This window comes from Nocardia carnea (genome assembly GCF_029868325.1).
Lineage (GTDB): Bacteria > Actinomycetota > Actinomycetes > Mycobacteriales > Mycobacteriaceae > Nocardia > Nocardia carnea_C.
On the sequence record NZ_JARWNW010000209.1, the window covers coordinates 35959 to 62460 of the forward strand.

30 protein-coding genes and 1 other RNA gene are annotated in these 26502 nt (G+C 67.0%); 21 read left to right on the top strand and 10 right to left on the bottom strand.

Annotated features, from left to right (window positions below; translation table 11 throughout):
• Positions 1-23: 23 nt before the first annotated feature.
• On the bottom strand, positions 24-383 hold the full coding sequence (locus tag QH196_RS17685; protein WP_280416904.1) for a fluoride efflux transporter FluC: 360 nt from the start codon (positions 381-383) through the stop codon (positions 24-26).
• 91 nt (positions 384-474) lie between these two features.
• Positions 475-918, bottom strand: coding sequence for a fluoride efflux transporter CrcB (gene crcB, locus QH196_RS17690; protein WP_280416905.1), 444 nt, complete (start codon positions 916-918; stop codon positions 475-477).
• Between the two features lie 137 nt (positions 919-1055).
• Between crcB and QH196_RS17695 the strand changes: the two genes are divergently transcribed.
• Together QH196_RS17695 and QH196_RS17700 are read left to right on the top strand one after the other, a co-directional pair.
• A complete protein-coding gene (locus tag QH196_RS17695) occupies positions 1056-1733 on the top strand; it encodes a TetR/AcrR family transcriptional regulator (protein ID WP_280416906.1) in 678 nt (225 codons plus the stop codon).
• A 71-nt stretch (positions 1734-1804) separates the two neighbouring features.
• Positions 1805-3100, top strand: a complete 1296-nt coding sequence (locus QH196_RS17700; RefSeq protein ID WP_280416907.1) for a D-arabinono-1,4-lactone oxidase — start codon at positions 1805-1807, stop codon at positions 3098-3100.
• Positions 3101-3338: 238 nt separating this feature from the next.
• On the opposite strand, the gene QH196_RS17705 is transcribed toward QH196_RS17700, so the two are convergent.
• Positions 3339-4082, bottom strand: a complete 744-nt coding sequence (locus QH196_RS17705; protein WP_280416908.1) for an SIR2 family NAD-dependent protein deacylase — start codon at positions 4080-4082, stop codon at positions 3339-3341.
• Between the two features lie 214 nt (positions 4083-4296).
• On the opposite strand from QH196_RS17705, the gene QH196_RS17710 reads away from it, so the two are divergent.
• The 4 genes from QH196_RS17710 to ssrA all read left to right on the top strand — a co-directional run bounded on the left by QH196_RS17710 (position 4297) and on the right by ssrA (position 6059).
• Positions 4297-4794 (top strand): hypothetical protein, encoded by a 498-nt coding sequence (locus QH196_RS17710; protein ID WP_280416909.1) that lies wholly within the window; start codon positions 4297-4299, stop codon positions 4792-4794.
• 46 nt (positions 4795-4840) lie between these two features.
• On the top strand, positions 4841-5080 hold the full coding sequence (locus QH196_RS17715) for a hypothetical protein (RefSeq protein ID WP_280416910.1): 240 nt from the start codon (positions 4841-4843) through the stop codon (positions 5078-5080).
• A gap of 49 nt (positions 5081-5129) precedes the next feature.
• Positions 5130-5603, top strand: coding sequence for an SsrA-binding protein SmpB (gene smpB, locus QH196_RS17720; RefSeq protein ID WP_062972833.1), 474 nt, complete (start codon positions 5130-5132; stop codon positions 5601-5603).
• A gap of 87 nt (positions 5604-5690) precedes the next feature.
• Positions 5691-6059: a transfer-messenger RNA gene (gene ssrA, locus QH196_RS17725) on the top strand.
• A gap of 104 nt (positions 6060-6163) precedes the next feature.
• Here the strand turns inward: ssrA and QH196_RS17730 are convergent.
• Positions 6164-7030, bottom strand: a complete 867-nt coding sequence (locus QH196_RS17730; protein ID WP_280416911.1) for a CPBP family intramembrane glutamic endopeptidase — start codon at positions 7028-7030, stop codon at positions 6164-6166.
• A gap of 43 nt (positions 7031-7073) precedes the next feature.
• Between QH196_RS17730 and QH196_RS17735 the strand changes: the two genes are divergently transcribed.
• The 3 genes from QH196_RS17735 (at position 7074) to QH196_RS17745 (ending at position 8827) form a co-directional block, all read left to right on the top strand.
• Positions 7074-7694, top strand: coding sequence for a TetR/AcrR family transcriptional regulator (locus tag QH196_RS17735; RefSeq protein WP_280416912.1), 621 nt, complete (start codon positions 7074-7076; stop codon positions 7692-7694).
• Positions 7695-7792: 98 nt separating this feature from the next.
• Complete coding sequence (locus QH196_RS17740; RefSeq protein WP_280416913.1) at positions 7793-8140, top strand: hypothetical protein; 348 nt, start codon at positions 7793-7795, stop codon at positions 8138-8140.
• Positions 8141-8191: 51 nt separating this feature from the next.
• Positions 8192-8827: a DUF2461 domain-containing protein gene (locus QH196_RS17745; protein ID WP_280416914.1), complete on the top strand. Its 636-nt coding sequence runs from the start codon at positions 8192-8194 to the stop codon at positions 8825-8827.
• A gap of 100 nt (positions 8828-8927) precedes the next feature.
• Here QH196_RS17745 and QH196_RS17750 read toward each other — a convergent pair whose 3' ends face one another.
• Positions 8928-10142 (bottom strand): MFS transporter, encoded by a 1215-nt coding sequence (locus tag QH196_RS17750; protein ID WP_280416915.1) that lies wholly within the window; start codon positions 10140-10142, stop codon positions 8928-8930.
• 105 nt (positions 10143-10247) lie between these two features.
• Here QH196_RS17750 and QH196_RS17755 point away from each other — a divergent pair, with 105 nt between their 5' ends.
• From QH196_RS17755 to QH196_RS17770, 4 genes are all read left to right on the top strand, one after another.
• The gene (locus tag QH196_RS17755) at positions 10248-10607 is read left to right on the top strand and encodes an ArsR/SmtB family transcription factor (RefSeq protein ID WP_280416916.1); all 360 of its coding nucleotides are present in this window, start codon (positions 10248-10250) and stop codon (positions 10605-10607) included.
• 119 nt (positions 10608-10726) lie between these two features.
• The gene (locus tag QH196_RS17760) at positions 10727-11629 is read left to right on the top strand and encodes a metal-dependent hydrolase (protein WP_280416917.1); all 903 of its coding nucleotides are present in this window, start codon (positions 10727-10729) and stop codon (positions 11627-11629) included.
• Positions 11626-12723 carry a PDR/VanB family oxidoreductase gene (locus tag QH196_RS17765; RefSeq protein WP_280416918.1) on the top strand — a complete coding sequence of 366 codons (1098 nt, stop codon included), beginning with the start codon at positions 11626-11628 and terminating at the stop codon, positions 12721-12723. Before QH196_RS17760 ends, QH196_RS17765 begins: the two co-directional genes overlap by 4 nt.
• A 26-nt stretch (positions 12724-12749) precedes the next feature.
• Complete coding sequence (locus QH196_RS17770; protein ID WP_280416919.1) at positions 12750-13763, top strand: alpha/beta fold hydrolase; 1014 nt, start codon at positions 12750-12752, stop codon at positions 13761-13763.
• An 89-nt stretch (positions 13764-13852) separates the two neighbouring features.
• Here the strand turns inward: QH196_RS17770 and QH196_RS17775 are convergent, their stop codons facing one another.
• The 3 genes from QH196_RS17775 to recQ form a co-directional block, all read right to left on the bottom strand.
• Positions 13853-14866 carry a helix-turn-helix transcriptional regulator gene (locus QH196_RS17775; protein ID WP_280416920.1) on the bottom strand — a complete coding sequence of 338 codons (1014 nt, stop codon included), beginning with the start codon at positions 14864-14866 and terminating at the stop codon, positions 13853-13855.
• A 48-nt stretch (positions 14867-14914) separates the two neighbouring features.
• A complete protein-coding gene (locus QH196_RS17780) occupies positions 14915-15679 on the bottom strand; it encodes a hypothetical protein (protein ID WP_280416921.1) in 765 nt (254 codons plus the stop codon).
• A gap of 97 nt (positions 15680-15776) precedes the next feature.
• Positions 15777-17642 (bottom strand): DNA helicase RecQ, encoded by a 1866-nt coding sequence (gene recQ / locus QH196_RS17785; RefSeq protein ID WP_280416922.1) that lies wholly within the window; start codon positions 17640-17642, stop codon positions 15777-15779.
• A gap of 165 nt (positions 17643-17807) precedes the next feature.
• Between recQ and QH196_RS17790 the strand changes: the two genes are divergently transcribed.
• Positions 17808-18779 (top strand): SMP-30/gluconolactonase/LRE family protein, encoded by a 972-nt coding sequence (locus QH196_RS17790; protein WP_280416923.1) that lies wholly within the window; start codon positions 17808-17810, stop codon positions 18777-18779.
• A gap of 122 nt (positions 18780-18901) precedes the next feature.
• Positions 18902-19438: a DinB family protein gene (locus QH196_RS17795; RefSeq protein WP_280416924.1), complete on the top strand. Its 537-nt coding sequence runs from the start codon at positions 18902-18904 to the stop codon at positions 19436-19438.
• A 126-nt stretch (positions 19439-19564) separates the two neighbouring features.
• Here the strand turns inward: QH196_RS17795 and hisN are convergent, their stop codons facing one another.
• Both hisN and QH196_RS17805 read right to left on the bottom strand, forming a co-directional pair.
• Positions 19565-20350 carry a histidinol-phosphatase gene (gene hisN, locus QH196_RS17800; protein WP_280416925.1) on the bottom strand — a complete coding sequence of 262 codons (786 nt, stop codon included), beginning with the start codon at positions 20348-20350 and terminating at the stop codon, positions 19565-19567.
• Between the two features lie 21 nt (positions 20351-20371).
• A complete protein-coding gene (locus QH196_RS17805; RefSeq protein WP_280416926.1) occupies positions 20372-20962 on the bottom strand; it encodes an NADPH-dependent FMN reductase in 591 nt (196 codons plus the stop codon).
• A 142-nt stretch (positions 20963-21104) separates the two neighbouring features.
• On the opposite strand from QH196_RS17805, the gene QH196_RS17810 reads away from it, so the two are divergent.
• The 6 genes from QH196_RS17810 to ftsX all read left to right on the top strand — a co-directional run bounded on the left by QH196_RS17810 (position 21105) and on the right by ftsX (position 26287).
• Positions 21105-21959, top strand: a complete 855-nt coding sequence (locus QH196_RS17810; RefSeq protein WP_280416927.1) for a helix-turn-helix domain-containing protein — start codon at positions 21105-21107, stop codon at positions 21957-21959.
• A 444-nt stretch (positions 21960-22403) separates the two neighbouring features.
• Positions 22404-23525, top strand: coding sequence for a peptide chain release factor 2 (gene prfB / locus QH196_RS17815; protein ID WP_280416928.1), 1122 nt, complete (start codon positions 22404-22406; stop codon positions 23523-23525).
• Between the two features lie 60 nt (positions 23526-23585).
• On the top strand, positions 23586-24461 hold the full coding sequence (locus tag QH196_RS17820; RefSeq protein WP_280416932.1) for a mechanosensitive ion channel family protein: 876 nt from the start codon (positions 23586-23588) through the stop codon (positions 24459-24461).
• Positions 24448-24630, top strand: a complete 183-nt coding sequence (locus QH196_RS17825; RefSeq protein ID WP_280416929.1) for a hypothetical protein — start codon at positions 24448-24450, stop codon at positions 24628-24630. The genes QH196_RS17820 and QH196_RS17825 overlap by 14 nt, the downstream gene beginning before the upstream one ends.
• Before the next feature lie 56 nt (positions 24631-24686).
• Complete coding sequence (ftsE, locus tag QH196_RS17830) at positions 24687-25376, top strand: cell division ATP-binding protein FtsE (protein WP_033243180.1); 690 nt, start codon at positions 24687-24689, stop codon at positions 25374-25376.
• Positions 25376-26287, top strand: coding sequence for a permease-like cell division protein FtsX (gene ftsX / locus QH196_RS17835; RefSeq protein ID WP_280416930.1), 912 nt, complete (start codon positions 25376-25378; stop codon positions 26285-26287). Before ftsE ends, ftsX begins: the two co-directional genes overlap by 1 nt.
• Positions 26288-26502: the final 215 nt, after the last annotated feature.

Sequence of the window (26502 nt, forward strand, 5' to 3'; positions counted from 1 at the left end):
CCGTACCCGGCTGGTCATCGTGATCATCCGAACAGTCCCGCGGCGGCAGCGCCGAGATAGACCGCGCCGAGGCAGATCCCGGTGTTGAGCACGATATTGCCGAACGCGTACCCGGCGGAACCACCGGTGGCGAGCCCGGCCGTCTCGTAGCCGAACGTGCTGAAGGTGGTGAACGCACCGCAGAATCCGATTCCCGCGGCCGCGGCCACCGCGCCGCTCACACCCGACCCGATCAACGCACCCAGCAGCGCCGAGCCCACAATATTAACCAGCAGCGTGCCGAGCGGAAGCCGGGAATCGGTATGCGCAGTGACCAGGCGATCGAGCAGATAACGCGCGGGCGCACCCAGCATTCCGCCCAGCACCACCCAGACCGCGGTCACCGGCCACTCCATCCGGTACCCGGCCGCCGCCGATGTTCCGGACCCACCGATACCGCCATCACCCGACCCCTCTCGCTCGTCCGTCTTACGTTCAGCTCGTGCCGTACTGCGTTGTCCCGCCGCGCCTCCCCGCGATCCACCGGGTGGCCGTCATTCCTGCGAGAACCGCGATCAGGCAGGTCACCACGGTTCCCCCGAGGTATCCGAGCGCCATACCGGTGGCACCCGATTCGAGCAGTGTACGAACCTCGGCGCTGTAACTGGAAAAGGTGGTGAATCCACCGAGTACCCCGATTCCGAGGAATGGACGCAGCAGACGCGGCGGCGCGAACACCTCGGTGATGATCACCATCAGGATGCCGATCGCGAGGCAGCCGAGGGTGTTGGCGAAAAAGGTGGCCCACGGAAAACCGGCGGGCCGGACCGGGATCCGGAGCGTGAGCCAGTAGCGCAGTCCGGCACCGAGCCCACCGCCGCAGGCGACGGCCGCCAGGACGGCGGCATCGATCGGTGCGGGCTGCACTGGTTCGCTCATGCTGCGGGACCTCCTGCGTTCCACGGCGATGTGCGCGTGGATCGTGCCCCGCAACGGTATCCGCAGGCGGGAGGGGGTTTACATTCGGCCGGATCGAAACGGTTTGCGTTAATTCGTAGCTTGCTACCATTCCGGATGTGAACCTCGCCACCACTGCGCCCCGGACGCGCCGTCTCCGGGTGGATGCGGCGCGCAATCAACAGCGGATCATCGATGCGGCCCGGGAGCTGTTCGCCGACCGCGGACTGGAGATCACGCTCGACGATGTGGCCGACCGCGCGGGGGTCGGAGTGGGCACCGTGTATCGCCGGTTCGCCAACAAGCGGGAACTGATTTCCGAGGTCTTCGCCGTGCATGTCCGGGAATTCGCGCAGGCCGCACAGGACGCACTCGCCACTGCGGATCCGTGGGAGGGGGTCGTACGGCTCTTCGATTACGCGTGCCGGCATATGGCGACCAACCGCGGTTTCAGCGAAGTCATGCTCGAAATGCATGACGACCCCGATCGCCTCGCCCATCCGCGCGAACAGCTCGGGCCGGCGGTGGCGGCGGTGATGGAGCGGGCCCGGAACGCAGGCGTACTGCAGCCGGGGATCGAGGACACCGATCTGTTCGCGTTGATCTATATGGTCGATTCGCTCGCCGAGTTCGCCCGCCCGGTCGATTCCGATATCTGGCGCCGCTATATGGCGATCACCCTCAACGGCATTCGCGCCCAGGACATGCCCCCGCAACCGCTGGCGGTGAATGCGCTCAGTCTTGCGGAGGTGGAGCGGGCCAAAGCGGCCAAACCGTGCGTGGCCCGGCGGCGCTGAACGGGTCCGGATTTCTCCGTGTCAGGGCGTTTACCCGGCAGCCGGAGACACCATCCCCTAATGTTGGACATGTGACCAAGTTATGGGTGAACTGGGCCGGCGACCAGCAATGCGCACCGGCCCGGCTGGCCGCGCCGCGCGATCATGCCGAACTGGCCGATGAGCTGGGCCGGGCCGCCGCGGACGGGCATCGGGTCCGCGTCGCGGGATCGGGACATTCCTTCACCGGCACCTGCCTCACCGACGGCCTGCTGCTCGACCTGTCCCGGATGAACCGGGTTCTCGAGGTGGATCGCGAGAGCGGCCTGGCCAAGGTCCAGGCGGGGATGACCCTCGCCGCGCTCAGCGACCGGCTCGACGAGTACGGCCTCGCCTTCCCGAACCTCGGCGATATCGACGCCCAAACCATCGCCGGCGCCACCGCCACCGGCACCCATGGCACCGGCGCCCGGCTACCCAACCTCTCCGCGCAACTGCACGGGGTGGAGCTGATGACCGCCGACGGCAGAACGGTGGAACTGACCGAACAGTCCGGTGCCGAGGCGTGGCGGGCGGCGCGGGTGAGCGTGGGCGCGCTCGGCGTGATCACCGCCTTCACCCTCCAACTCGTCCCCTCATTCGTACTCGAAGGCGTAGAGCGGCCGGTTCCGGTGGCGGAGATCCTGGACGATCTGGACTCCTATGTCGACGGCAACGAACATTTCGAGTTCTATATGTTCGCCCACAGCCCGATCGCGATGACCAAACGCAACAATCGGGTCGACCTGCCGCCCGCACCACGACACAAGGCGGTCGACTGGTTCGCCGATATCGCCGTATCCAATTACGTCAGCGACGCCCTGTGCCGGCTGGCTCGCCGGCGCCCGGCCATCATCCCGCCGCTACAGCGCGCCGCCGCCTACGCCTTCAGCTACCGGCGTCAGGTGGACCGCTCCTATCGGGTGTTCACCAGCCCGCGGTTGTTCCGGTTCACCGAGATGGAATATGCGATCCCCCGCGAATATTCGGTCGAGGCGATCCGGGAGATCAAGGAAACCGCGCGCCGTTTCGATTCGCCGATGCCCATCGAGGTGCGGTGGGTCGCGGGCGACGATGCCTTCCTCTCCCCCGCCGGCGGCCGCGCGACCTGCTATATCGCGGTACACCAGTACGAAGGCATGGAACACGAACCGTTCTTCCGCGCCTGCGAAACCGTTTTCGACCGATACGAGGGCCGTCCACACTGGGGTAAACGCCACTATCAGACCGCGGAGACACTGCGGGCGCGCTACCCGGACTGGGACCGGTTCGCCGCGGTGCGCCGGCACTATGACCCGGACGGCCGTTTCGCCAACGATTACCTGGACCGAGTACTCGGCCCGGTGTAGACCCACGGGAATTCGACTCCACCATATCGATTCGGGCGGTGCCCGCTAACGGCCACCGCTCGATTCCACCTCGGCAGCGGGAGAATCCGGTTCGACTCCCGCGCTGCTGCCGGCCCTCCGGGGAAGGCGTACCAGGCCGGCCTCCCGTATGCGTAACGGGCTCCGCACGGCCGCGGACGGCCGGAATCCGGCCCGGCGCTTCGGCCGGCCGGCGACCCTGATTACTCCGTCTCCCGCCTCACTGCTCCAGGATCAAATCGACAAGCCGGGGCAGCGCCTCGCCGATGGGTTCACGCACGACCTCGGTGGCCATCGAATCGTACGGTGTGGATTCGGCATTCACGATGATCAGCGAAGCGCCCGCGGCCACCGCCCGGCCGCAGAGCGAGGCCGCGGGTTCCACCTGGAGTGATGTGCCGACGGCGAGGAAGATATCCGCCGTCTCGGCCGCCAGCGAGGCCTTGAGCAGGGTGCGGTGGTCCAGCGCCTGGCCGAACATGATCACGGCGGCCTTGAGGATGCCGCCGCATTCCGGGCACGGCGGATCGGGCTCCCCGGCGCCGACCCGGTCCAGCGTCTCGGCCATGGTCGCGGAATATGCGCAATCCACGCACACCACATCGAACATGTTGCCGTGGATCTCGATCACCCGCTGCGAATTCGAACCGGCCCGCTGGTGCAAGCGGTCGACATTCTGGGTGACGATCGTGAGCGCGCGTCCGGCCCGCTCCAACTCCACCAGCGCGAGATGCGCCGGGTTCGGTTCGGCACCCCAGGCCGGGTTGTCACGGCGGGCCCGCCAGGACCGTTCACGCAGGGCCGGGTCGGAGACGTAATTGTCATAGGTGGACAACAGTTCCGCCACCGGATCCTCGGTCCACACTCCCCGCGGACCACGGAAATCGGGGATCCCGCTATCGGTGGAAATTCCCGCGCCGGTCAGTACGGCGATACGGCCTGCGCGCTGGTGCCACCGGGTCACCGGAGTGCCCCCGGGACCGGCGTTGTTCCGCGGGGATGGGCACTCGACCGGGGTACGCGCCGGTACTGAATCCGCATATCACCAGCTTAGGCAACCCGGGCCGTGCTCATCTCCCAGCAGCCCCTCGAGGCAAATCAGCTAATCATCAGCAAACGTAAATCAGTGTCCGATCCCCGCGAATCGCCAGGAAACATTCCTCGAGTACGGTTTGGGCGTGTCGGACGTACTCACTCCTTCTGATCAGGCGTTTTCCCAGAAAGATCACGCCGCGAACACGGCTGATCGCCAGCTTTTCCCACTCCGTGTGATGGTTGTCTCGAGATTTGCCACGCGGTATCCAAGCGGAGATTTGTCCGTTACGGTGAAGACAGTTGCCACATCCAACCGAGACGGAGGTCCCGCCATGGCTCGCCGCCGCGCACCCCGTACGGCAGAACTGCGGATCCAGCACATCCCGGCCCGGAACTACGGCAATAACGGTTTGATAACCGAAGCGGCGGGGTACTCGAAAAATATGACAGCACTGCGTAACCGACCAACCCGGATCGCCGGTATGGAATGGGGCACCGCATTGCTGGCGCTCGCCACCTGCCTCATTTTCAGTACCGGAATCGCCGCCATCACTCAATCGTTTTCCACCGCACTGATTGCCACGGCCAGCATCCTCGTCGGCCTGGGCATCACCCTGCGCATCCTCAGAACCCCTCGCTGATCGTGCCCCGTTCCCGAATACCTGTCCGCAGGACTAGCCTGCGAGCATGGCATCCGGGGACGGGTCCGAGGAAAGTATCGAGGGCAGCAGCGGGGGCTCCGGCCCACCGGCCGAACCGGTCGATGCGCCGCACCGCAACCCCGGCACGGACCCTGCAGTGGACCACAGCTGGCTGAACCGCCACTCCCGTCCGCGCGGCACACATCTGCCGCGGCTTTCCACCGTGCTACTCGTCGCCGCGTTTTCCGCCGTTCTGATCCTCTACCTGCTGCTGCAACCAGGCTGAGCAGCGGCCGGGAATAATCCGGTTGCCGCGGCGCTTTAAGGTTGTCGTCATGAAGGAGAAGGGGCGCAAGGTCATCGCGACCAACCGCCGGGCACGGCACAACTACACGATCCTGGATACCTACGAGGCCGGGATCGCGTTGGTCGGTACCGAGGTCAAGAGTCTGCGTGAGGGCAAAGCCTCACTGGTGGACGCCTTCGCGACCGTCGACAACGGGGAAGTCTGGCTGCGTGGCCTGCACATCCCGGAGTTCAGTCACGGAACCTGGACCAACCATTCGCCGCGCCGGGTCCGCAAGCTACTGCTGCACAAGCGGGAGATCGAACGCCTCGTCGGCAAATCCCGCGAGGGCAACCAGACACTGGTCCCGCTGTCGATGTACTTCTCCGACGGCAAGGTGAAGGTCGAACTGGCCCTCGCCAAAGGTAAGCAGGACTACGACAAACGGCAGGACCTGGCCCGGCGCACCGCCGAGCGCGAGGTCACCCGCGAACTCGGCCGGCGAATCAAAGGGATGCGCTGAGCAGCGCGAACAGCACCGGGAAAACGGGAATGAACGACGGTGCCCGAAGTGTTAATATGACTGGCCCGGCAAAGTGCCGGGACGTACGGGGCTGAACGGTTTCGACTGCGTACGTAGATCCAGGGGAAGCGTGTCGGTGCAGGCAAGAGACCACCGTAAGCGTCGTTGCAACCAATTAAGCGCCGATTCTCATCAGCGCGAGTACGCTCTCGCTGCCTAAGCGACAGCGTCTCTGTCGGCCCGAGGTTCGCCCTCGGCTTCGGTGCCGGCATCAGCTAGAGGGCTCACCGCGCGACTCGGTCGCGGAGTAACGCGGGACATCCAACAGCGACTGGGATCGTCATCCCGGCTTGTTCGCGAGACCGGGAGATCCGAGTAGAGGCACAGCGAACTGCACACGGAGAAGCCCTGGAGAAGCGGCGGAGGACCCGGGTTCGATTCCCGGCAGCTCCACAGCGGCCCCTCACTTGCAATGCAGGTGAGGGGCCTTTTTCATGCAGCTCGCGATACCTGCCCAGTCCGTGCGGGGGCACATCTGGGCACGCACCGCGTCTTGTCGTTCACGCCGGGAGCAGCAGGGGTAGAGCGTTGACCGCGCCATGGACGACGAGGATGGGCCACATTGCCCGGTACTTGCTCCACATATAACCCAGGAACAATCCGAGCACGCCCTGATTGACGAAGACATGGGCGAGATCGACGTGCAAGGCGCCTGTGCCCTGGATGCCGATGTGCCAAGAGGCCCACAGCGCCGATGTGAGCACGATCGCGGGCCGGCGCCCGAGGAGAACTTCCCACCTCGACTGGAGCCATCGGCGGTAGAACACCTCTTCGAGAAGGGCGTTGAGCAGGAATCCGACGGCGATGGTGGCGAGCAACAGGCCGAGGGAGTCGATGGGAACATCGTCGCCCGGGGGAATAGCGAGGGGTCCGTAATAGCTGAGAAGCAGCCACGTTCCGACGGGTATCGCGGGGGCAACCCGCTGCCAGGGGGTTGCCCCGTCGCACGCGGCCGGGATCGGCCGGCCAGGGCGCATAACCCAGAACATCGCCACCGGAACGCCGAGCAGCATCGACAGTTTGAACAGTGTATGTGCCGGTTCTCCGCCTCCTGCCGATCGCAAGGAGAGGGCGAAGACGAGAGCGAGCGCCATGAGCGTTCCGGCTTGAAGACGAAGCGCGCGTCCGCTCGGTGCGCTCGGTGCGCTCGGGGGAGCCTTCGCCGGTACCAGCCGGACGAGTGCGATCCCCACGAGGGCGGGGATCCACCGAGCCCACATCGGCACGGTTTCGTCGTGGTCAGCGGAGTATCTGACCCCCGTATCGCCGGTCCACAGCAGCCATGACGCCGACGTGGCGAAGAGCGCAACGCCCACCACGAAAACGACCGTCCCGAGACTGTTCGTTTCACGTGATTTTTTCAGCACAACTGTACGGTAACAAAACCGTACAGTTGTGCTATCAAGGGGTATGCCCAAGGTCGTCGACCACGCTCAGCGGCGTGCGGAACTTGCCCGCGCGGTATGGACAGTCATCGGCAGGGAAGGGATCGAAGGCGCTACGGTCCGGCGGGTGGCCGAGGAAGCCGGAGTGTCGGTCGGCGGACTGCGGCACTACTTCGACAGTCAGCAGGGCCTGCTGCGCTTCGCGGCGGAAGCGATGACCGGCAGCGTCCGGGCCCGCGTCGCCGAACATCTTCGCGCGGATCTGCCTGATGTGGAACGAGCCCGGCTCATTCTCGAGGAATTCCTGCCGCTGGACGAATCCCGAAGTGTGGAAGTGGACGTATGGCTGGCGTGCCTGGTGCGTTCACGCTTCGATGCCTCGTTCGACGAGCTACGCAGGATCAGCGGGGCCGGCGAACGCCACCTCTGCCGTCTCGCCCTGGCGTACTGCCGGGGAGTACCACCTCCCGGCGATATCGGGCAACGACTGGATACCGGACTCCTGGAACAGCAGGCCGAGCGTCTCCACCTCTTCATGGATGGCCTGACGTTGCAGGCGGCGATGTACTCCACCGAGTTCCCGCCGGAGCAAGTCCGCATGACCCTTCGGCGCGAACTGGATCTGCTGGCCCGTGGCGAGTACTGAGGCGGTGGGTTCCACCCGCCCGCAGTCGGCGGTAGCGTAGGAACCACAGCTCACAGTGGTCGCCATTGGTGAGCCGGTCCGCGAAAGAGGTGGGCGCCATGCCCGATATGCGCGATCCCGGTCTGGAGCACGACGGAGCGAGCTCCGGCTACCGATTGATGGACGAGGTTCTCGATATCGCAGACGAGGACCGCGAGGACCTGGACTACGACCTGGGCGACGACGATCAGGCCGACGAGGTCCGCGAATACGAGCGTTATATCGCCGATCCCCCGAAAGAGCTGGTCATCCGCTATCACGAGAATGACGACACCGGCCGATTGGGTATCGCGAGCGAACTCGACCAGGAGTGGAGCCGCCGCCGCCATCGCGACGAACTGCGCGCGGAGGACCGGCGTCCCGCAGAGGCGGCGGCCATGGAGATTCACGACGAACCCGGGGATTGACCGGCAGGCTCCTTGTCCTCCGCTCGCGCGGTGGGCGATAGGTTCGATGTCATGAGCGAGTTCGCGGGGTTTCCGATCGCGGGGCCGGACTTCTACGAGGATCTCGAGGCCGATAACTCGAGGACATTCTGGGCCGCCAACAAGCACATCTACGAGGAAGCGGTGAAGCGGCCGATGACCGCGCTGATCACTGATCTCGAACCCCGCTTCGGCCCCGCCAAGATCTTCCGCCCATACCGCGACGTGCGGTTCGCCAAGGACAAATCGCCGTACAAGACCCATCAGGGCGCGGTCGTGCACACCGCGCCGGGCGTCGGCTGGTACGTCCAGATCGGCGCGCCGGGACTGTTCGTGGCCGGAGGTCTCTACGCCGCCACACCGGAACAGCTGTCCCGCCTGCGCACCACACTCGACGACGACGTTCGCGGCGCCGAGCTCGAATCGATCGTCGACAAGCTCGTAGCGGCCGGCTACACCCTCGGCGGCGACAAACTGAAGACCCGCCCCAAGGGCTACCCCATCGACCACCCCCGCATCGACCTGCTGCGGCACAAATCGCTGGTGATGAGCCGTGAGTTCGGGGCCCCCGACTGGTTGGAGACACCGCGGGCCGCGGCCGAGATCCGCAAGTCGTGGGAATCGCTGCGCCCCATCGTGGAATGGCTCGGGGCGGTCGTAGGGAACTGAGCCCACCCGGGCAGCGACCACCTGCGCGAACGACGCGGCTCTTCCATTCCCCGGCACCTGCGACGCACCCGGTAGACGCCGACCGGACGGTCGTCGTAACTCACCGGGGACCTCGCACACCGGACAGCACCAGGGCAGCTCCCGCCACCGATACCGCCGCGACCACGACAGCGAATGCGGTGACGCCGAGCGCGAATCCGAGGCGATCACTCAGGGCGCCCAAGCCCAAGATCACGAGACCGGCGACGGTATAGGCGCCGATGTTGAGCGCGGCATTGGCCTCGGCCAGCCGGTCCGCCGGGATATCGCCGTTGAGCAGGGAGAGGCCGCCGAGCATGGCGGGACCGTAGGCGAGACCGGCCAATGCGGCGGCCGCCGCGAGGCCGGGTACCGAGGAGGTGTCGACCGCGAATACCAAGGTCGCAACGCAGGCGACGGTGCTGATCGTCGAGATGAGCAGGAGGCGTCGCACGGGCAGGCCGCGCAGTGCGAACTGGACGGCGGTGGCGACAGCGAACGTCAGGCATGCCACGGCTCCGGCGATGATCCGGTTGGTGGCGCCGAGGAGTTCGGACAGCAGTGAGGGGGCGAGCGACAGGGTGAACGCGGTGGTGCTCAGCGCAGGTCCGGCGACCGATACGCCGATGAGCAGGTGCCGGCGCTTCGGGCGGGGCACCCGGGGTAGGCGGACCCAGCCTTGCGTCCGGCTCTCGCCCGGCCGCGGCATCGGCAGTACGGCGACGAGTAGTAGCGCGATCATCAGGAATACGGTTTCGACCAGGAAAACGGTGACGGTGGGGCCCGGCGCGATTTCCGAGAGAGTCCCACCCAGCAAAGGGCCGAGTCCGGTACCGACCGCGATTCCGACGGCACCGGCGAGCGCACCTGTACGAGCACGCGCCGGACCGGCGACGTCGGTGACCGCAGCGACCCCCGCGGACACCATGGCACCGCTGGCGATACCGGTGAGTGTGCGTGCGACGAATAATGCGAGGGTGCTCGGCGCGACGGCGAAGATCAGCGCGGCCACGATCGCCAGTACAAGAGCGGGCACGAGTACCGTTTTGCGGCCGAGACGGTCGGAAACGACACCGGAGACCAGCAGGGCGACCGCCATTCCGGCCATATAGCAGCAGAAGACGGCAGTGAGTGTGCTCTTGCTGAAACCGAATTCGGCTTGCCAGAGCACATAGAGCGGAGTGGCCGCGTTCGCCAGAACGAATACGGCGGCAATGGGCCAGGCGGCGGACCAGATTCGAAGGCTCACCGTTCGGACGCCCGGGGCGTCGACGTCGAGCACTGCGGGTGCGGCCATATCGAACTCCTGCCTCAAGTACGAATTTTCTCGAACCGATACGAACAAAGTCGAACAGTAGCACCTAGTACGATAATTCTCGTACCGACCGATCGAAGGAGAGCCGTGCCGGACCACCCCACCACCACCCCCGACTTCAGCAAGGCAGGCGAACCACTACCCGAACCCACGCGCGAAGAACTGCGCCTGGAAACCGTGCTGGCTGCCCTGAGCGACCCGTTGCGGCTCGGCATCGTCCGCGCCTACTACTTGGAATCGGGCGGCATCCCGCAGCCGTGCGGCTGGTTTCCGATCGATCGCCCGAAATCGACTCGGACGCACCACTGGCGGGTACTGCGGGAGGCCGGACTGATCCGGCAGTGGCAGCACGGCATGGAGCGACGCAACGTGGTGCGCGTGGCCGATCTCGACGACCGCTTTCCCGGCTTGCTGAACCTGGTGGCGGCGTGGGAGCCACCGGACTGACCTGGGAGCGGATTTCCCTCCGCATTGTCTGTTACTCATCGTCCTACTAATGTGTATCGTCACGAGTACCGGCGTCCGCGTTGGAGCGCACCGATGCCGGTGACGATCGAGGAGGATCGATGAGGCTGTTCCGCAACCACGCCTCCGAACGGCTGACCGACCCGGGAGAGGTCGCGCTCAACGCCCGTAACGTGCATTTCGAGTGGACCGGCATCCCACTGCACTGGATGAAATCCGATCCGATCGCCTCGCATGTCCTCAACGCCCTCAACCTGCTGCTCCCCGAAGGCGAACGCAGCTTCCTGACGACCTTCGGCGAGGCCCTGCCCTTCGTCCGGGACGAGAAGCTACGTGCGGATATGCTCGGCTTCATCGGCCAGGAGTCGATGCACGCGGAAACCCATGCCGGATCGCACGAGCTGCTGCTCACCGCCAATGGAATCGATCCGCAGCCTTACCTGAGCCAGGCCGAGTACGTATTCCGCAAGACCATCGGCCCCCGGCGGTCGACCGCCACCCGCGCCGGACGGCAGCAGCTGGTGGATCGGCTCGCGGTGATCGCCGCACTGGAACATTTCTTCGCCTTCCTGGGCGATTGGGTGCTCAACAGCGAATTGGAGAAGTTCGACGCCGACCCGCGCATGCTGGACCTGTATCGCTGGCACGGCGCCGAAGAGGTCGAGCACCGCAACGTCGCCCACGATGTGGCCGAATACTTCGGCGTCGGTTACCTGCGGCGAGGCGCGGTGATGCTGCTGGTCTTTCCGTCGTTCCTGGTGCTGCTGGTACGCGGGACCAAATACCTCGTGCACCGCGACCCCGCCCTGCCCGACCTCGGATATCCGCGGTTGCTGCAGCAGATTCTGCGTTCCATGTGGCGCGGTGCGCTCCCCGGCATCCCGGCCCTGCTCGTCAGCGCGCTGTCGACCTTCAAGCCCGGATACAGTCCGGAGTCGGTCGGCTCGACCGCACAGGCCGTCGCGTACCTGGCGCAATCGCCGGCAGCCCGGGCAGCCTCGTGACCGGGCCCGTACTACCGCTGCCCGCCGACCTGTACGGGCGGCGCCGAGCCGACCGGACCCTGCGCATTCTCGACGCCGTGGTGAACGCCCGGCTGAACTGGACGGCAATCACCAACCGGCGCGATCTGACACCGCGCGTCGACGACCGGCGCATCCCCGTGGTGGTGACCGGGCGCCGGGTGGAAGCCGCCGACGAAGACGTGGTGAGCCTGCGCCTGTCCGCACCGGACCGGCGCGACCTGCCACGGTGGCGGCCTGGTGCGCACCTCGATATCGAACTGCCGTCCGGACGCCTGCGGCAGTATTCGCTGTGCGGCGACCCCGCCGACACCCGCGACTACCGGATCGCGGTCCGCCGAATTCCGGGCGGGACGGGTTCGAACGAAGTACATGACGCGCTGCCCGTCGGCTCGGCGCTGATGATTCGCGGGCCGCGCAACGCGTTTCCGTTCGCCGCGCCGGGTTACGGGTCGCCCGCGCGGCGGGTGCGGTTCGTGGCCGGAGGTATCGGGATCACGCCGATCCTGCCGATGATGCGGCTGGCCGAAACACTCGGCGTGGATTGGTCGATGGTGTACACCGGGCGAGCCCTGGACACACTGCCGTTCCTGGACGAGGTGCGCCGATTCGGCGACCGCGTGACGATCCGCACCGACGACCGATACGGGCTGCCCACGGCTGCGGAACTTCTCGGCGGAGCCGGTGCCGGAACCGCCGTGTACTGCTGCGGCCCCGCCCCCATGCTCGCGTCCGTCGCCGAGACGGTGCGGGCTGTGCCCGCGGTAGAACTGCATTCGGAGCGTTTCTCGGCGCCACCGGTGGTGAACGGCGTGCCTTTCCGGATCCAGCTCGGCGCCGGCGGCGAGGTGATCGACGTGCCCGCCGACCGGTCCGCACTCGAGGTTCTGCTCGAGCACCGTCCCGACCAGCCGTATTCGTGCCGGCAAGGCTTCTGCCGGACCTGCAGGGTACGGGTATCGGCAGGCGTTCCCGACCACCGCGACCACGTCCTGACCCCCGCCGAACGCGACCGCGGCGACCTGCTGGTGTGTGTATCACGCTGTGCAGGCGGACAACTCGTCCTCGACCTCTAGCCCTACCACAGCACCAGGAGACCAGCGTGACGGTATCGATATCGGACTACCCGGCGACCGAACGGACGGTGCACCACCGTGGATTCGACCTCGCCGTCTACGAATACGGCGATCCGGACGCCGAAACCGTCGTCCTGGTCCACGGCTGGCCCGATACCCACCATCTGTGGAACGGCGTGATTCCGCTGCTGGCCCAGCGCTTTCACGTGGTCGCCTACGATACGCGCGGCCACGGCGCCTCCACCCGCACCGCACGGGTCGCCGATTTCCGGCTCGCCGAACTGGCCGCCGATTTCTTCGCGGTCACCGAGGCGGTGAGCCCGGACCGGCCGGTACACGTCCTCGCCCACGATTGGGGTTCGGTGCAGGTGTGGGAGGCAGTCTGTGAACCGGGGGCGAGCGCCCGCATCGCCTCGTTCACCTCGGTCTCCGGCCCCAACCTCGACCATCTGGCCGCCTGGGTGCGGGCCCGGCTGCGCCGGCCGAGCGCCCGAAATATCTGGCAGCCGTTCACTCAGCTCCTTTCCTCGGCCTATACCGGGTTCTTCATGACCCCGGGCCTGCCGCGGCTGGCGTTCGGTGCGCTCGCCACCGAACAGCGCTGGCGGCGGTTCATCCAGCTCATGAACAACACCGCGCCGTCGACCATTTTCTTCGGGCCCACTTTGAAACAGGACATGGTGAACGGCCTGCTCATCTATCGGGCCAATATCGTCGCGCACTTGATGAAACCGCGTGAGCGGACCACCGACGTACCGGTCCAGCTGATCGTCGCCGGTCGCGATATCGCAGTCCGGCCGGCCGGATACGACGATTCGGCACAGTGGGTGTCGCAACTCTGGCGCCGCGATGTCCCGGCCGGGCACTGGATGCCGTTCTCGCATCCCGATCTCCTCGCGACCGCAACCACCGAGCTGGTGGACGCGGTGGAGAAAGGCGAGTTCGCCGCGGGAGAAGCTGTCGCCGCCGGTGAAACGCCCGGTCGGGTTCGACAGCTGCCGGTCACGCGCGAGCCGGCTCGAGAGAACGGGACGCGCTGAGCCGGAACCGGTCGGCGCAACCGGGTTAGCTGGAGATGGCTGTCGGGTTTCCGAGCACCGGCGGTACTCGGCCGCCTCGGCTGCCCCCCTTACGTTGCGCTCCGGGTCGTGTCACGCCGGAAATCCGCCGGACCGTCGGCCGGGCCGGCCAGCGCGCGGCCGAAGCGGTCACTCCAGTCGCGGATCTGCGCGATCAGCTCCGGCGGTTCGAGGACCCGGAACTCGGCCTCGAGTGAACCCAGCGCCATCGTGGGCCAATCCAGCGAATCGGTGGTCATCGAAACCCGGCAGCGGCCGGGCGCTACGGCCTCGATCGTGGCCCAGCGCCCGATCCGTTCCCGGACCGCATCGGCCGGGGCCTCGACCAGGACTTCGATGCGGTACGGGCGCGAAATCCGGTCGACCCCGGCCCGGACGAACTCCGCGGCATCGGCGGTGGGCAGCTCACGCGGACGGAAACGGGAACCGTCGCCGACGGGCGCGGTGAGCCGGTCGATCCGGAAACTGCGCCAATCGTGCCGGGTCAGGTCGAAGGCCACCAGATACCAGCGACGCCCCAGGGCGACCAGGCGGTGCGGTTCGACATGGCGCTCACTGTGCCGGCTGTCGGCCGCCGTATAGGTGAAGCGCAGGCGCTCGCTGTCGCGGCAGGCCAGGGCGACGGTGGTGAGCGCGGCCGGATCCGGTCCCGGATCGGCTCGGCCACCCCAATCGGCCGGAACGGTCATCGCCCGGATCGCCTCGACCCGGCGGCGCAGCCGCGGCGGCATCACCTGCACCACCTTGGCCAGCGCCCGCACCGACGATTCGGCGACTCCCTCGACCATGCCTTGCATCGCGACCTGCAGGCCGATGACCAGCGCGACCGCCTCGTCGTCGTCGACCATCAGCGGAGGCAGCGCCGCGCCCGCCGCCAGCTGATAGCCACCGTCGACGCCGCGTTGCGCCTCGACCGGGTAGCCGAGCTCGCGCAACCGATCGACATCACGCCGCAAGGTCCGCGGCGATACGCCGAGACGGTCCGCCAGCTCGGTACCCGGCCAGTACTTGTGGGTCTGCAGCAGCGACAGCAGGCGCAGGGTCCGCGTGCTCGTATTCGCCATACCTCGATTGTGGTCGAATTGCGGCCGGTTCCTGACCGCTGGATACGACTAGTTGGTATTGCCGTGCATGGAGATACCGGCGATGGTGCGGGCGGTGAGCGACCCGTCCGCGTGTTTGCGGCCCCAGATCCACACGGGCGCACCGATATCGATACCGGCCGGATCGCTCGCGATCAGTACGTAGAGCTTGGTCGAACTGTCGGGATACACGACCACCTCCGCCCCGGTGATCTCGCTACGCACGGTGAGAACCCCGCCGTCGTTGGCCCGGACCTTGCCGAAGACGAACCCGGCCCCGACCTCCCGCGAGGCGGGCCCGACCGGCTCGGGCCGCGGTGACGCAACGGCAGGAGCCGACCCGGTGGCGCCCACCTGCGGTGTTGCCGCGACGAAAGTGGTCACCGCCGGCTCCCCGGCCGCATCGGGGTCGGTGACACGTCCGACGTAGAAACCCCCGACAGCCAGCAGCACCGCGATCCCGAGCACGAGTCCCAGGAGGGCGTGACCACCCCAGTACGCCGGATATCCGCCGCCGGCCCGGTTCGGAGAACCGACCGGATCCGCTTCGCCTGTACCGGACGATGCCGTGCGCCCAGCAGACCGCTGCTGTTCGTCGAGAGTGACTTCGGCGGCCGGATACGAAGCGGGTGAGCCGATCTCGGTAGCGGATCCGGAAGCTTCGGCCCCGCTCCCCCGATCGCCGGCCGAACCGTGCACCCCGCCGACTATTCGCGGATACAAGAGCCCGAACCGCTCGGCAGGCAAGTCGACTCCGCGGCGTGAGCCTGACCACGGAGTGTGCTTGCTGGGCATAGTGCCAGGTTAGGCGGTCTGTCCAGCCCCCTATCGTCACTGACGGGGACAAGTCATCGGATGAAAGCTCCGGCAGGCAGGACCGCTCGCCGCCCGGTCACTCCACGGCGGTCACCACCTCCAGCACCTGCTCGCCGTAGCGGGCGAGCTTGCTCTCACCCACACCGCTCACCTCACCCAGCGCCGCCAGATCCCCCGGTTTGCGAGCCGCGATTTCGCGCAAGGTCGCGTCGTGGAACACCACATAGGCCGGGACCCCCTGCTCCTTGGCGGTATCGGCACGCCACTGGCGGAGACTCTCGAACAGGGCGGCATCGCCGTCGGTGAGTTCGACCGGCGCCGATTTCGCGGTCTTGGCGCTGCGCGCCGCGCGCGAGGGAGTGGGGCGTTCGGGTTCCCGGCGGAAACGCACCGTGCGCCCGTCGAAGAGCACACTTTCACTGGCCTCGGTCAGGGTGAGGACACCGTAGTCGCCGTGCACCGCAAGCAAGCCCTGTGCCAGGAGTTGCCGCACTACCCCGCGCCATTCGGTATCGCGCAGATCGGTGCCGACACCGAACACGCTGAGCTCGTGGTGGTCGTACTGCTGGACCTTCTGGTTCTTCTTACCGAGCAGGATATCGATGAGGTGGCCCGCGCCGAAGCTCTGGCCGCGTTCGCGTTTCAGGCGCAGAACGGCCGACAGCAGCTTCTGTGCGGCGACGGTGCCGTCCCACGATTCGGGCGGGCTCAGGCAGGTATCGCAGTTCCCGCACGACTGGGCGGGCTGACCGAAATACGCGAGCAGCCGCGCCCGCCGGCATTCGATCGTCTCGCACAGGGCCAGCATCGCATCGAGGTGCAGTTGCAACTGCCTGCGATGCGCCGCGTCCCCCTCCGAGGAATCGATCAACCGGCGCTGCTGCACCACATCCTGCAGCCCGTACACCATCCAGGCCGTCGACGGCAGGCCGTCGCGGCCGGCGCGACCGGTCTCCTGGTAGTAGCCTTCCACGGATTTGGGCAGATCGAGATGTGCGACGAAACGGACGTCCGGCTTATCGATACCCATTCCGAACGCAATGGTCGCGACGATGACGAGCCCTTCCTCGCGCAGGAACCGGGCCTGGTTCTCGGCGCGGGTGCGATGATCGAGGCCCGCGTGATACGGCAGCGCGCGGATACCGTTCTCGGTGAGGAACGCTGCCGTCTTCTCCACCGAATTCCGCGACAGGCAGTAGACGATTCCGGCGTCGCCGGGATGCTCGGTGCGCAGGAAATCGAGCAACTGGCGATCGGGCCGGTTCTTCGGCTCGATCCGGTACTGGATATTCGGCCGGTCGAAACTGGCGACGAACCGGCGCGCACCGCCGAGATCGAGGCGGGTGATGATCTCGTCGCGGGTCTTCTCGGTGGCGGTGGCCGTCAACGCGATCCGGGGGATATCCGGCCAGTGCTGGTGCAGTACCGACAACGCCAGGTAGTCGGGCCGGAAATCGTGACCCCACTGCGAAACACAATGCGCCTCGTCGATCGCGAACAGCGCGATCCGGCCGCGTCCCAGTAACGCGACCGTGGATTCCATCCGCAACCGTTCCGGCGCCAGGTACAGCAGATCGAGTTCCCCGGCCGCGAACTGCGCCTCGACGGCCCGGCGTTCGTCCGGGAACTGGGTGGAATTGAGGAACCCGGCCCGCACGCCGAGCGCACTCAGCGCATCCACCTGGTCCTGCATGAGCGCGATGAGCGGCGATATCACCACCCCTACGCCGTCGCGGACGAGCGCGGGAATCTGATAGCACAGCGATTTGCCCCCGCCGGTCGGCATGAGCACCAGCGCATCGCCACCATCGATCACCTGCTCGACGATGGCGTGCTGTTCACCACGGAAACTGTCGTACCCGAAGACCCGGCGTAACACCTCGTGGGCGGCGTCGTCGGAGCGGGCGGGAGCTGCCACAGCGGTGTCTTCGGCGGTATCCACGCGGCCATCCTACGAGCGAGGCCGATTCCCGCACCTCGCGAAGAACGGCCGGACGGGCCGGATCGGCCGAGTTGTCCACATGGGGACAACGGCCGGCACGCAGTCGAGCACAGCCGCCATGGCGAAAACCGGCGCAGGACACCACCATCGCATAGGTTCCGGTCCATGGTTTCCCCGATCACACGGGCCCGCGCCGCGCTGGGCGCAATGGCGTTGGCCACTGCGGGCCTGGTCACCACAGCACCCGCAGCACATTCCCAGATATTGCCGATATCGTGCGCGGACGGATGGCAGTCGGACACGGTAGTCGAGGGCGTCGGCAACCTGGAGAACCTGGATTCCGACGGTGCCGGCGGCTTCTATATCACCGGCATCGCCGACGGGTACCTGGGCCACGTCTCCACCGACGGCACGTTCGAAAAGCTGGTCACCGGGCTCGACCACCCGGCCGGTGTGCGGGTGGCGGAAGGTTCGGTGTACTTCCTCACCGGTGACGGGTTCGCGGAGGCACCCGGCACCCTGCAGCGCTATGACATCGACACAGGCACGGTGACAGTTCTGCTGACGGGCCTCAACGGCCCGAATGGGCTGCTGTTGCTTCCGGACGGCGATCTGCTGTTCACCACAATCGGCGTCCGCGGGGCGCCGACCGGCATCTCCCGCTATCGCCCGTCGACCGGTGAGTACACGCCCACCTGGTCCCCTGTGCCGCTGACCAACGGTCTGGCGCTGGCCCCGGACGGTAAGTCGGTCTATACGGGCAATATGACCCTGAGCCTGTTCCGGGTCCCGCTGGACGCGCCCACGGAGCCGTCGGTGATCGCCGGCCTCCCGGACTTCGTCGCACTGCCCGACGATATGGAGGCCACCCGCGACGGTGACCTCTTCGTCGCCGACCATCTGGCCGGCGCTGTGTATCGGGTGGACCCGGATACCGGGGCCGGCTGCTCTGTCATCACCGGATTGATCAAACGCCCCGACCCGATCCGCATGCCGCCCGACGGCGCGACCTCGGTACGGATCGCCCGCGACGGTGATTCGTGGGCGTTGTACGTCACCAGCATGGACGGCACCCTGCGCCGGCTGCGACCACCGCCCGATGTGGACCTGACCCTCGCCGATGCCACCCGGCGGTAACGGGATATCCGAGAAATTTTCGATGCGCGCGTAATTGAGGTCAAAAAGTGGCCGCTATGGGCCATAACGTGGCAATCGAACACGGAAACAACCCGAAGCAGCCCTGACGAAAGGCGAAGACCATGGCCGAGACCGCCGCCCTCGACAAGACCCCGCTGACCGGCGAACGCGCCGATCTACTGGCCGTCCTGAGCAAGACCCGCTTTTTCCTGCGATTCACCACCCGCGACCTGACCGACGAGCAGGCGGCGAGCAGCCCGGCAGACAGCGAACTGTGCCTCGGCGGCCTGATCAAACACGTCACCGGTGTGGAACGGGGCTGGGCGGACTTCATCATGGAGGGCACCGGGGCCATGAAGGACTTCGACGATATGACTGCCGAGGATTTCGCCGCGCGCGATACCGAGTTCCGGCTGCTGCCCGACGAGACACTCGCCGGAGTCCTCGATGCCTACGCCGAAGTGGCGGCACGGACCGATGCCATGATCGCCACCGCCGACCTCGACCGCGCGTGGCCGCTGCCCAAGGCACCGTGGTTCCAGGAGGAGTCGTGGTCGGCCCGCCAGGTGCTGCTGCACATCATCGCCGAGACCGCGCAGCACGCCGGTCACGCCGATATCATTCGCGAAGCCATCGACGGAGCGAAAACCATGGGCTGATGCCGTGATTTCGGCCCGCCCCGGTACTGGGGCGGGCCTCATTGCACCGGTTATCGCGGCGCCGACGCCCGGGATATGGGCGACCGGCCCCGCCTTGCCTCCGCTTCACCGACTCCTGGGCCGGGTCTATCGGGCGAAATAGTCCAGAATCGGCCGATGCAGGCGTCCGTTGGTCGCGACCGCGTCCCCGCCGTGCGGGCCGGGCCGGCCGTCGAGGGCGGTGAAGGTGCCACCGGCCTCCCGGACCAGGATTTCCAGCGCGGCCAGATCCCACAGCGACACTTCCGGTTCGGTGGCGATATCCACCGCCCCCTCCGCGACCAGGCAGTAGCTGAGGAAATCACCGTAGCCGCGCACCCGCCAGACCTCGTCGGTGAGATCGATGAACCTCTCGCGCAGCCCGCGGGCACGCCACCCCGACAGGCTGGAGAACGCGAGGCTGGCCGAATCCAGTTCGGCGACGGCCGAAACCGTGATCGGCCGGGGCGCCCCGGGATGGAAAGTCGACCACGCGCCCTGCCCCGCGGCGGCCCACCAGCGCCGGGCCAGCGCGGGCGCGCTCACCACGCCCACCACCGGCACTCCGTCCTCGAGCAACGCGATCAGGGTCGCCCAGACCGGAACCCCGCGAACGAAATTCTTGGTGCCGTCGATCGGATCGATAACCCATTGCCGGCCGGTGAACTCGGCACTGCCACCGAACTCCTCCCCCAGCACCGAATCGTCCGGGCGGCCGTGCCGCAGCATCCGGCGGATCGCCTCCTCGACCGCCAGATCGGCGTCGGAGACGGGGGTCAGATCGGGTTTGGCGTCGACCTTCAGGTCCAGCGCACCGAACCGTTCGCGGGTGATCGTGTCCGCCTCGTCGGCCAGGCGTAACGCGAGTTCGAGGTCAGAGGAGTGAGCAGCCACACCGAAACCCTAGCGCGAGTCTCACACCGCGACCGCCCGCGCCGCGACCAGCGCCTGCGCCCACCAGTGCACCTGGTCCAGCATGTGCTGCGCCGCCGCCGCGGGTTCGGCGGGCGCGAGCAACTGCCCGTCATCACCGAACAGCAGGTAGTAGCGCGGGAACGATACGTATTCGCGGACGGTGTGCGCATCCAGTTCGCTGAACACCTGCCGCAGATGTTCGATCGCGGTGAGCCCGCCGGTGGCGCCGCTGTACCCGACGAAGGCGACCGGTTTGCGCTGCCACTGGGTGAAATGCCAGTCGATGACGGCTTTCAGCGAGGCCGGGTAGCTGTGGTTGTAATCGGGTGTCACGATGACGAACGCGTCGGCGGCCGACAACCGTTCGGTGAGGTCGCGCATACCGGCGGGGCGTTCGGGGTTCGGCTCGAGTGCGGGCGATACCGCGGGCAGTACCAGCGGGATATCGGCCTCGGCCGGATCGATCACATCGATCTCGAACCGCCCGTGCGTGGCGGCCTGTGCGGCGAACCAGGCGGCCACCACGGTGCCGAACCGGCCCTCCCGGACACTTCCGATGATCACCGCGAGACGTAACGGGGTAACGGACATGGTGTGCTCCCTCCTGTGGGGCGGCCCGGCGGCCGCCGTCCGATCTCGAATCTGCCGCTCCGCCGCTCCCACAGGGAGACCGCGCGGAGAGTGGTAGTGACAGGGACACCCTCGGCGGGACCCGCCCGGATACCGTGATCAGGTGAGCGAGAACGAGATGGGGTTGTTCCTGCGCAGCCGGCGGGAGTCGGTCGGCCCCGCCCAGGTGGGGCTGCCCACCGGGCCGCGGCGCCGGACACCCGGCTTACGCCGGGCCGAGCTGGCCACGCTGGCCGGGGTGAGCGTGGAGTACATCATCCGGCTCGAACAGGGTCGCGACCGCAACCCGTCACCGCAGGTGCTGTCCGCGCTGGCGGACGCGCTCGGCCTGTCCACCAACGAGCGGGTCCACCTGTACCGGCTGACCAAGGCCGATACCGGTTTCAGCTGCACCGGCCCGGGCGCGCCGGCCCGGGAGATCCGCCCGACGGTGCGAGCGTTGCTCGACCAGCTCGAGCCCGCCGCGGCGGTGGTGGTCGACAGCCGGACCGAAGTGCTGGCCTGCACCACGGGTTATCGGCGGTTGATGGAACCGACCGGCGCGCTCGACGCCGGCCACGGCGCCAATCTCGCCCGATTCACCTTCACCGACCCACGGGCCCGGACCGTGTACCCCGACTGGGACCATCAGGCCGACCATATCGTCGCCACCCTCAAACAGGGCCCGTTCCGCGCCGACCCCCATATCGCGGCGCTGGCCGATCAGCTCACGGTCGCCGCGGGCGCATCGTTCACCGAACGCCTCGCAACAGTCCCCAATCTGCCCGCCCCCACCGGCATCACCCGGCTCGCGCATCCGGAGGCCGGGCCACTACGCCTCGCCTACGAAACCCTGACCCTGTCCGCCGACGACGATCAGCAGCTGATCGTCCATTTACCAGCCGATCCTGCGACCGCCGAGGCCCTGGACGGTCTCGCCGGCCGGCACCACGGCGGACTCCGCGCAGTGTCCGGCTGATCCCGCGCAGATCTGTGGGACCGCATCGGATCGAGCCCGAGTCGGCACACTCATCGGCACCGAACCGATAGCCGGGGCGCTCGTATAGGACTGCCGTATCCGTCCCACGGTCTGCCCGTCGGATCCGAGCCGGCCGGGCTCGCGGTCGGTCGCGCCGCCCGCCCGGGCGAGGGGCGCCGGCGGCCGGTGCGGGCATGCACCGCGCCGGCCACCACAATGTGGGCAGTGGAACGAACTCGGACAACGTGATCCGAGTCGCTACCGAAAGTGACGTATCCGCTGGTCAACCGCGTGGTTCCGGCTAGGGCGCCGAAGGGCACGCGTGCTGTGATGTCGGAGTACCCGCGCCCGGCAGCTCCCGCTGTCAGAGCGAGGGACGCCCGCGGAGGGCGGTGCCGATACCTCGGCGCGGTTGTTCGCCAGTCTTTAGTAGCCTTGAACATCGTGCACCCTGACGTTACCGCCGACCTCGCCGAACTCGATGCGACCCTGAAGACCGTCGAGTCGGTCCTCGATATCGAGGAGCTGCGCCGTCGTATCGACGAGCTCGAGCATCAGGCGGCCGATCCCGAGTTGTGGAACGACCAGGATCATGCGCAGCGGGTGACCAGTGAACTCTCCCACGCGCAGGGCGAGCTGCGCCGGGTCGAGGAGTTACGGCAGCGCCTGGAGGATGTGCCGGTTCTCTACGAGCTGGCAGAAGAGGAAGAAGGCGAGGCACGAACCGCGGCGTTGGCCGACGCCGATGCCGAACGCGCCGCGTTGCACACCGATGTCGAGGCGCTCGAGGTGCGCACGCTGCTGTCCGGCGAATACGACAAACGTGACGCGCTGGTCAATATCCGCTCGGGTGCCGGCGGTGTGGACGCGGCCGACTGGGCCGAGATGCTGATGCGCATGTACATCCGCTGGGCCGACCGGCACAAGTACTCGGTCGAGGTGTACGACACCTCCTACGCCGAAGAAGCCGGGATCAAGAGCGCCACATTCGTGGTGAAGACCCCGTACGCCTACGGCACCCTCTCGGTGGAGATGGGCACCCACCGGCTGGTGCGGATCAGCCCGTTCGACAACCAGGGCCGCCGCCAGACCTCGTTCGCCGAGGTCGAGGTGCTGCCGGTGGTCGAGACCACCGACCATATCGATGTCCCGGAAACCGATATCCGGGTCGATGTGTACCGGTCGTCGGGGCCGGGTGGGCAGAGCGTCAACACCACCGATTCGGCCGTCCGGATCACCCATATCCCCACGGGCATCGTGGTCACCTGCCAGAACGAGAAATCGCAGCTGCAGAACAAGGTTTCGGCCATGCGAGTGCTGCAGGCCAAACTGCTGGAACGTAAACGGCAGGAAGAGCGCGCACAGATGGATGCGCTCAAAACCAACGAGGGCGCGTCCTGGGGCAACCAGATGCGGTCCTATGTGCTGCACCCGTACCAGATGGTCAAGGATCTGCGCACCAACTACGAGGTGAACAACCCCTCCGCAGTGCTCGACGGCGATATCGACGGTTTCATCGAATCCGGGATCCGCTGGCGGATGAGTACAGTTCTGCAGGAGAGCTAGCCCTCCCCGATCCCGGGGCAGCGCAAGGGATCCGGAGTGGATGCGGGAGCGGGTGGTCTGATGCGTGCGCAGGGGTCCGACACCCTGGCGCTGTCCCTGGCATTATCGTCCGATGTGACAGGCTGGCTGCGTTCGTCCGGGCTCGAGATCGTCCTGTTGATCCTCGGGGCCATGTTGTTCGCCCGTTTCGCCACCTATGTGCGCGACCGGGTGACCCAGCGCATCGATTCCGGTTTCCGTGGGGGCGATGCGCTCGTACGGTCCGAGGCGGCCAAACACCGGCACGCATTGGCCCAGGTTCTGACCTGGGTCGTCCTGACCGTCGCCTATGTATTGGTCGCGATGGAGGTGCTGCAGCGGCTGGGGTTCTCCATGTCGGGGCTGGTCGCGCCCGCCGCGGTCCTCGGCGCCGCACTCGGTTTCGGCGCGCAGCGCATCGTGCAGGACATCCTGGCCGGGTTCTTTCTCATCACCGAACGCCAATACGGTTTCGGCGATGTGGTGCGGATCGCGGTGACCGGTGTCGCGGATCCGGCCGAGGGCACGGTGGAGGATGTGACACTGCGGGTCACCAAACTGCGTAACCCGGACGGTGAGGTGATCACGGTCCCGAACGGCCAGATCGTGAAAGTGACGAATCTGTCGAAGGATTGGGCGCGGGCGGCGATCGATGTACCCGTTGCGGCGACCGCCGATATCCTGCGGATCAACGAAGTACTGCACGAGGTGGGCGGCCAGGCCTACCGCGACCCCCGCCTCGAACCGCTGCTGCTGGACGAGCCGACGGTGATGGGCGTGGAGGACCTGACCGTGGACCAGATGAATATCCGGATGGTGGCCCGGACATTGCCGGGTAAACAGTTCGAAGTCAGCCGGGAGTTGCGGGTACGCGTGGCCGCGGCGATGCGCCGGGAGGGTTTGAATGCGCGCGCGTAGATCGACACTGGTGCTGGCCGGGAGCTGGATCGCGACCTTCGTGCTGTACCTGTTCGTCAAACCGGACGATATCGCCCGGCAGCAACCGGTGCCGGCGCCCGCCGTGGCCCCCGCTGCCCCGGCCGGCATCGAACTGCCTTCACCGGCGGTGGCTGTCCGGGAGGAATAGGACCGCCGATACCGCCCGCCGACGGGTTCGTTATCGAATGGTTACACTGACTCCTCGTGATCACCCTGCGCGACGTCAGCAAGTCGTATCCGACCGCGACGCGAGCCGCACTGGAGAACGTCACCGTCCATATCGACAAGGGTGAGTTCGTCTTCCTCATCGGTCCCTCCGGCTCCGGTAAATCGACCTTCATGCGGATGCTCATCAAGGAGGAGATCCCGACCGGGGGCGAGATCCATGTCGCGGATTTCCGGGTGGACCGGCTGCCCGGCCGGCGGGTCCCCCGGCTGCGGCAGCGGGTGGGCTGCGTGTTCCAGGACTTCCGGCTGCTGCAACAGCGGACCGTCGCCCAGAATGTGGCGTTCGCGCTCGAGGTGATCGGTAAGCGTCGCCAGTTCATCGACCGGACCGTGCCCGAGGTACTGGAGCTGGTCGGGCTGGGCGGTAAAGCCGACCGGCTGCCCAGCGAACTGTCCGGCGGTGAACAGCAGCGGGTCGCGATCGCGCGCGCCTTCGTGAACCGCCCGCTGGTGATGCTGGCCGACGAACCCACCGGCAACCTCGACCCCGAGACGAGTTACGAGATCATGCTGCTGCTCGAGCACATCAACCGGATGGGCACCACCGTGCTCATGGCCACCCACGACCCATTGATCGTGGACGGTATGCAGCGCCGGGTGGTGGAGCTCTACGAGGGCCGGCTGGTTCGCGATCAGGCGACCGGCGGTTACGAGGTGGGCCGGTAATGCGCGCGGGTTTCCTGTTCGGTGAGGTCTCCGAGGGCCTGCGCCGCAACCTCACCATGACGATCGCGATGATCCTGACGACCGCGGTCTCGCTGACCATGCTCGGTGGCGGCATTCTGGCGATCCGGATCGCCGACAAGACCGAGCAGTACTTCCTGGACCGGCTCGAAGTGCGGCTGTATCTGACCGAGGACATCTCGGCGAACGATCCGGACTGCGCGAACGACCTCTGCCAGACCCTGATGGCCGATCTGAAAACCGTCGACGGGGTGGAGTCGGTGCAGTACCTCAACCGCGACGCCGCCGTCCGCGAGGCCAAGGAGAAAACCTTCAAGGACCAGCCGGAACTCGCCGAGTACGTGAGCGAGACACCGCTTCCGGCCTCGCTGCGGGTCAAGATGAGCGACGCATCGCTGTACCCCACGATCTACGAGCAGTTCTCCGACAGTCCCGGGGTGGGCATGGTGCGCAACGACAAGGACATCGTGGACCGGCTGGTGAGCCTGTTCGACGGGTTGCGCAACGCGGCGTTCGGGATGGCCGTACTGCAGGCGGTGGCCGCGCTGTTGCTGATCGCGAACATGGTGCAGATCGCCGCGTTCACCCGGCGGACCGAGGTGCACATCATGCGCCTGGTCGGTGCCACCCGCTGGTACACCCAGCTGCCGTTCCTGCTGGAGGCTGTGGTGGCCGCGCTGGCGGGTGGTCTGCTCGCGACAGCGGGCCTGTTCGCGGCCCGCCCGCTGGTGATCGACCGGGCCTTGGGCGATCTGTTCGCGAGCAATGTGTTCCCGGCGATCACCTTCGACGATATTTTCACCACCGCACTGATGGTTGTACCGGTCGGTGTGGTGTTCGCCGGACTCACCGCATATGCCACCTTGCGCTGGTACGTGCGCGAGGAGCGGTAACGGGGCCGGCGCATTGCCGCCCGCTCCGGTCTCGGCCCGACTGTTTCGCGCTGCCTCGCCGCCGACGATCACGGCCCCGTTCCGCTGTCCGCCCGTAGACGCTTCCGGCGCCCCCCCCCCCAACCGCAGGCGCCGCCCCCCGGTTTTGGGGCCCGGGGTTATGGGTTTTTAGGGCCACCAGCCAAGGATTGGCAACCTCCCCCCTGATATAGTTA

Excerpts from the sequence above, each read along its gene's own strand:
- crcB (WP_280416905.1), bottom strand. The coding sequence starts at position 918 with ATGAGCGAACCAGTGCAGCCCGCACCGATCGATGCCGCCGTCCTGGCG.
- ftsX (WP_280416930.1), top strand. The coding sequence starts at position 25,376 with ATGCGCGCGGGTTTCCTGTTCGGTGAGGTCTCCGAGGGCCTGCGCCGC.
- QH196_RS17740 (WP_280416913.1), top strand. The coding sequence starts at position 7,793 with ATGCCCGATATGCGCGATCCCGGTCTGGAGCACGACGGAGCGAGCTCC.
- QH196_RS17805 (WP_280416926.1), bottom strand. The coding sequence starts at position 20,962 with ATGTCCGTTACCCCGTTACGTCTCGCGGTGATCATCGGAAGTGTCCGG.
- QH196_RS17715 (WP_280416910.1), top strand. The coding sequence starts at position 4,841 with ATGGCATCCGGGGACGGGTCCGAGGAAAGTATCGAGGGCAGCAGCGGG.
- QH196_RS17780 (WP_280416921.1), bottom strand. The coding sequence starts at position 15,679 with ATGCCCAGCAAGCACACTCCGTGGTCAGGCTCACGCCGCGGAGTCGAC.
- QH196_RS17825 (WP_280416929.1), top strand. The coding sequence starts at position 24,448 with ATGCGCGCGCGTAGATCGACACTGGTGCTGGCCGGGAGCTGGATCGCG.
- QH196_RS17820 (WP_280416932.1), top strand. The coding sequence starts at position 23,586 with ATGCGTGCGCAGGGGTCCGACACCCTGGCGCTGTCCCTGGCATTATCG.
- QH196_RS17745 (WP_280416914.1), top strand. The coding sequence starts at position 8,192 with ATGAGCGAGTTCGCGGGGTTTCCGATCGCGGGGCCGGACTTCTACGAG.
- QH196_RS17760 (WP_280416917.1), top strand. The coding sequence starts at position 10,727 with ATGAGGCTGTTCCGCAACCACGCCTCCGAACGGCTGACCGACCCGGGA.
- smpB (WP_062972833.1), top strand. The coding sequence starts at position 5,130 with ATGAAGGAGAAGGGGCGCAAGGTCATCGCGACCAACCGCCGGGCACGG.
- QH196_RS17790 (WP_280416923.1), top strand. The coding sequence starts at position 17,808 with ATGGTTTCCCCGATCACACGGGCCCGCGCCGCGCTGGGCGCAATGGCG.
- QH196_RS17775 (WP_280416920.1), bottom strand. The coding sequence starts at position 14,866 with ATGGCGAATACGAGCACGCGGACCCTGCGCCTGCTGTCGCTGCTGCAG.
- QH196_RS17795 (WP_280416924.1), top strand. The coding sequence starts at position 18,902 with ATGGCCGAGACCGCCGCCCTCGACAAGACCCCGCTGACCGGCGAACGC.
- QH196_RS17750 (WP_280416915.1), bottom strand. The coding sequence starts at position 10,142 with ATGGCCGCACCCGCAGTGCTCGACGTCGACGCCCCGGGCGTCCGAACG.
- QH196_RS17735 (WP_280416912.1), top strand. The coding sequence starts at position 7,074 with ATGCCCAAGGTCGTCGACCACGCTCAGCGGCGTGCGGAACTTGCCCGC.